The sequence below is a fragment of the Patescibacteria group bacterium genome (assembly GCA_022560785.1).
Classification (GTDB): Bacteria; Patescibacteriota; Minisyncoccia; order Phycocordibacterales; family JADFSL01; genus JADFSL01.
Window position 1 is genome coordinate 1 of sequence record JADFSL010000033.1, and the last position, 5524, is coordinate 5524.

The window sequence follows — 5524 nt, forward strand, 5'->3', positions numbered from 1 at the left end:
AAAGGGGAAATGAGGGTTGAAGCAAATATCTCAGTAAGCGACAGCGAAAAGATGGGAACAAAGGTGGAAATAAAAAATTTAAACTCGTTTAAGGCGGTTGAAAGGGCAATTGCGTACGAAATAGAAAGGCAGACAAAAGTCGTAGAAAAAGGGGAGAAGGTGATACAGGAAACTCGCGGATGGGATGAAAATAAGCAAAGTACGTATACTCAACGCATCAAAGAAGAGTCTCATGACTATAGATACTTTCCAGATCCTGATTTACTTAAGTTAAAAGTGTCAGAAATATTCTCGTTTATACAAAAAACAAAGGAATTACATGACATCAACCGAGATATTACAAAACTTCCCGAAATGCCTTGGGAGAAGCGATACCGATATAAGAAAGATTTTGGTATAAAAGATGAGGATATAGAAGTACTGATTCAGAATATGAAACTAAACTCCCTCTTTAACGATGTCGCGTTAATTTTGAAAAATGATAGGAATCTTGTATTTTTGGCAACAAATTACATTACTTCAGACATCGTAGGCCTTATGGGGGGAGAACATTCAACTGGAGGGATGATTGATAATATTTCACCAGAGAATTTAGCCGATTTAATGAAAATGTTTTCAAAAGGAGAGGTTTCTTCACGAGGTGTAAAGAATATCCTGCTTTCCATGTTTAAAACTGGGGATAGTCCGAAAGAGATAGCGCAAAAAGCTGGATTATTTCAAAAAAGTGATGAAATAGAGCTAAAAGCACTGGTTGATAAAATTATTACTGGAAATGAAAAAGCAGTTCAAGAATACCAGAAAGGAAAGGAATCAGCTCTACAATTCTTAATCGGAGAAGGAATGAAAGAATCTAAGGGTTCTGCTAATCCAAAGGTTCTACACGACCTTTTCAAAGCTATTCTCAGCTAGAAAAGCAGGTATTAGAATAGATTTTAATAAAAATGGAAGAACTAATCTTTGGAGGAAAAAAATTTGTTTCGGCTAGACGAGCATCAAGAATTACCGGTTATACAAAAGATTACATCGGGCAGCTTTCTCGTGCCGACAAGATTGAAGCAAGGTTGGTTGGCAGAAACTGGTATATCGAGGAAGAATCTCTACTTACACACAGAAAACAAACGAAAGGCGGTTTAGAGAGCATACAGAGGATTAACGAGGTCAATAATGAGGTAAAAGACAAAACATTGTTAAATAAACCAAAAAAATCTGTAATTCAACCGTTTGAGATGATTTACCATGGTTCTGAAGATGACAAGCCGCTCAATCCAGAACCTAAAAAACCGGAATTGCAGCATAATGATCAAAAAAACATTGATAATTATGAACAAGAGAGTCAAATTTCAATAAAAAAAGAATATTCTGAACAAACCAAGCAAGTTTCCTTACCACCACAACATATTAAAATGGGGACACCGAAAAGTGACATAGAACCAAACACGGCAGACGACTATGCTCAAATTCAAGGAGGTTTTGCAAAAAGTTTTGCTGGTGTGATGCTTATATTGTTAGGAATTTTAACAGTAGTGGGAACTTTCACGATAGAACAAGTGTTGTTTTATGACGCAGTCTTATATTCTGGAGAGACCAGCATTTCGTACCGTTCACAAGTGGTAAATGTGCTGGGTTGGTTTCGGTAAAATATCTAAGATTTTTCAAAATATTGAACAAACTATGCCGTCTCTACTAAATGAGACGGCATTTTTGTTATTTTATTTTCCCAAAGACTATATTTCCCAATTACTGTAGCTTCTAATGTGTTTTATATGTTTTGCGACACTAAAATTAATGGTTTTTATGTCATTTAATTTTAGAAAATTTTTTATATAAATTACGCATTAATACAATCATTACATTTTACAATTGTACGGAAAATAAAGTTATTTCGTCTGAACGACCTTAATTAGTTTTCCACACAAAAATGTGGAAAACTAGTGAAAATATAGTGGATAAGGTTGTAAAATATAGTTATGTCGGATATAGACATAAAAGACGAACTTTATTTCGATAATAGGAAGTATCTTTCATCCAAATACGCTGGAAAAATTTCGGGCTACACGAACGATTATGTGGCTCGTCTTTGTCGTACCGGAAAAATGAAAGGAAGGATGGTTGGAAGGACATGGTATGTCGAAAAAGATTCTCTTGCAAACTTTTCAATCAAAAATAATCAGCAAAAAATAAAACGGAGTAAGGAACTTTCAAATGAAAGAAGAAAAGAATATAAAGGCGATTTTAAAAAACCGGCATTACATGGAGTCCATAAAAGTATCGGACGGTTCTCAATAAAACTTCCTTTTGATACCGAAAACATTCTCTTCAAGAAGTCGGTGTCAGCAATGGTTGCCATTGTTCTTATAATAGGATCCTATGCTCTCCAAGATTTTTCGTACTCAGATTATAAGCACACTGTAATAGGTACAATTGAAATACTTCGGTATTTTGATTCTGATTCCGTTGGGAATGGAGTTGCTACAGTAAAAGAGAGTATCGGATCAAGTTTCCAGTCTACATTTGAAAGAACGGTTGTAACAATTAAATACTTTGCTGTTGGAGCATACGACACACTAACACAAGGATTTACAGGAACGGGAGAAAATATCGTGCAGTTTGACAAGAAGCGTGAAGGAATTGTTGTTGTATCATCATCCGGCGTATCTTCAGATAGTGAGGTGAAACAAAAAATTCAGGAATCTTTTTCTGATGAGATAGAAATCATTCCTGATGAAACGGGGCGAGCGGGAATTATCAAACCGGTGTTTAAGATAAGTGGTGGTCAAGACTATGTGTATGTACTCGTTCCCATTGATGAATCCCGTTAGAGACCGCGGTCGCATAAGATAAAACATAAAACAATGTTACAAAGTCAAACACATATTAATAAGATGATAAATATACAGGACGGTATGACCGCGACATGCCTCTAACGGGATGAAAAATAACTATGATACGAGACACACTTACATTTCCAATATGTAATAACATAACCTCTAGAACTTTTAATAAGTTAATTGTTTTTGTATTGCTGTTTGGACTATTGTTTCCAATCTCTGTTTTTTCTCAAGTCATGGAAAGTACAAGTTATCAGATGCAGTTTGACAGTATAAATGTAGGAGGCGGTTTATCGGCAAGTACAAACTATACACTTGAAGACACTACAGGAGAGGTTGGAACAGGTAGATTAACCAGCACCTCTTACATTCTTCGGGCGGGATTTCAGCAGTTTGACGAGGTGGTGATTCCCCCATCAGTTCCTCCTACAGAGGAAGTGGAGGGTGGTGGTGGTTTGATAGAAGGGATTTTAGGAAAAATCCAAATTTTAAATATTACTGTGTCCGTAAAGTCTACTTCGGCGATTATAACGTGGAGCACAAATCACTCTGCCATCTCTAAAATATCGTGGGGAAAAACAACAGAGTATGAAGCTGGCACAATTGAAAATAACCTTCTTAGTCAAGAACACATGGCTTTCATGGAGAATCTTTCTCCAGATACAGTCTATTATTTTGAACTAGAGGTTAACGATTTTACTACCGGATTGCAGGGATTTAGAAGCACATTCTCAACATTTCCTGAGGATGATTTCACTCCACCAGCAAGTGTTAGCAATTTCCAAGCAGTGGGAATTGATGAAACAATTGAACTTTCATGGAACAACCCAATAGATGAAGACTTTGATGCAGTACGTCTCGTGCGTTCCGACCATTTCTTCCCGGAAAACCCTTTTGATGGAAAGGTAGTGTATGAGGGAGTTGGGACGAGAGTGGTAGATACTAATGTGGAAGTTGGCGTTACTTACTACTATAGTGTTTTCACAAGAGATAGAAGTGGAAACTATTCCGCAGGAAGTATTGCTCTCGGACAGGCACCAGGAAAAGGAAAGCCACCTAAAATTATCATAGATCCTTTCTCCGAATTTCCAGATTCACTCGAAGTACATCCACAGTTAAAGGATCTTACACTCCGCGATTTTGATTTTATACAGGACGGAAGAAAAATCATCCCGTCTCTTAAAGGACGGATCTTAGTTGATGGGGCAAAAAATCTAACTATTTCAATTGATTATGTGAAATTGCCGGAAGTACTCAAGAGTATAGGTTTTACATTTGTTAATCCAAGAAACGAAAACAAGACATTTTCAATACTTCTTCGTGTCAATGAGGAAAAGACTACATATAGTGCAACCATAGCCCCCTTTGTGCGAGGTGGAGTGTATGACCTTAGTGTACGTATTTTAGATCACAAAAATCAGGGAATAAAAAGACTGCAGGGAGATCTGTTTGTTGCCGCAGCATTGCTTGGACTGGATCTTGATGCACTAGGAATACTACAGCTGCTATTACTCTTACTTCTTCTAATTCTTATTTTAATTACCATCAGACGACTTCTAGACAAGGAACGTAGGGAAGTATTTGCGTCTAAGCATGGTAGAGCGCACAACTTTTTTCACAACAGTCGACTTCTTGATTTATGGAAGAGGAGAATAAAAAAGATATTTGCCGGTGATGACATAACTTCAGGCCAATGAGCAACCGAACTATTTACAATGCAATACGCACTCTTTTACCAACTGTTATAATCACTGCTGTTTTTTCTTTTGGAATATTAGGACATGCCGCATTTAATCCTGAAATTAACTATCAAGGTAAATTGCTCGATACGAGTGGAAGTGCGGTGGCAGATGGACAGTACCACATGATATTCAAGCTCTATACTGTACCAACCGACGGAACGGAAATTTTTGAGGAAGATAGGAGCACAAATATAGGAGATAGAATTACGGTGACCGACGGACTTTTCAGTGTACTTTTGGGAAGTTCAACAGCGCTCACGGGAATTGATTTTAATCAAACACTTTATCTTAGTGTAGAAATCGGAGGATCCGGAGGTTCACCTGTGTTTGATGGAGAAATGACGCCACGTAAAAAGCTTGGCGTGGTTCCTGCGGCATTTGAAGCAGATAAGTTAGACGGCATTGATTCAACATCATTTGTACGCAACGATTCAGGATATACATTGGGAGACATTCTTTATGCTGATGCGCTCAATTCACTGACAACTCTCGGTGTGGGCAGTCCTGGGCAGATTCTTAAGATATCAGGTGGCGTACCTACTTGGTCCACAGACCTCCAAGGGGGAGGTGGTTCGGGAGCTTGGGCAACAACCACTGATAATTTGGCCATCTACACTGTAGATACAACCGATGTAGTCATAGTAGGAAGCAACGCAACCTCAACGACAGGGAATATTTTTGAAGTAGTAGGGAATGCCCTATTTGGTAATTTACTCACTGCATACAACACCATTACTGCACCAACATTTAGTGCCACATCTACCACAGCTACATCAACGTTTGCGGGGGGAATACAAGTAAATGCACTTGATGTACAATCAACCACTGCCTCATCAACCTTTGCAAACGGCATTGTGATTGAAGCAGGATGTGTGACGGTAGGAGGCACATGTCTCGGAGGAGCTTCAGCATTCAACGACTTAACAGACGTCACAATCACATCCCCAGTCTTTG

General features: G+C 38.2%; 5 protein-coding genes. All 5 read left to right on the top strand.

The genetic code is table 11. The annotated features are described in order from the left end of the window. On the top strand, positions 1-909 hold a 909-nt coding region (locus tag IIB50_02845), incomplete at its 5' end, for an Asp-tRNA(Asn)/Glu-tRNA(Gln) amidotransferase subunit GatB (GenBank protein ID MCH7530028.1). A 32-nt stretch (positions 910-941) separates the two neighbouring features. Continuing rightward, positions 942-1637, top strand: coding sequence for a hypothetical protein (locus IIB50_02850; protein MCH7530029.1), 696 nt, complete (start codon positions 942-944; stop codon positions 1635-1637). Between the two features lie 330 nt (positions 1638-1967). Further along, positions 1968-2819, top strand: a complete 852-nt coding sequence (locus IIB50_02855) for a hypothetical protein (protein ID MCH7530030.1) — start codon at positions 1968-1970, stop codon at positions 2817-2819. A 245-nt stretch (positions 2820-3064) separates the two neighbouring features. Beyond that, positions 3065-4525: a hypothetical protein gene (locus IIB50_02860; GenBank protein ID MCH7530031.1), complete on the top strand. Its 1461-nt coding sequence runs from the start codon at positions 3065-3067 to the stop codon at positions 4523-4525. Continuing rightward, positions 4522-5524: hypothetical protein (locus IIB50_02865; GenBank protein MCH7530032.1), on the top strand; the 1003-nt coding region annotated here is incomplete at its 3' end. The genes IIB50_02860 and IIB50_02865, both read left to right, overlap by 4 nt.

Coding starts and splice junctions, on each gene's coding strand:
- IIB50_02850 (MCH7530029.1), top strand. CDS start 942: ATGGAAGAACTAATCTTTGGAGGAAAAAAATTTGTTTCGGCTAGACGA.
- IIB50_02855 (MCH7530030.1), top strand. CDS start 1,968: ATGTCGGATATAGACATAAAAGACGAACTTTATTTCGATAATAGGAAG.
- IIB50_02860 (MCH7530031.1), top strand. CDS start 3,065: ATGGAAAGTACAAGTTATCAGATGCAGTTTGACAGTATAAATGTAGGA.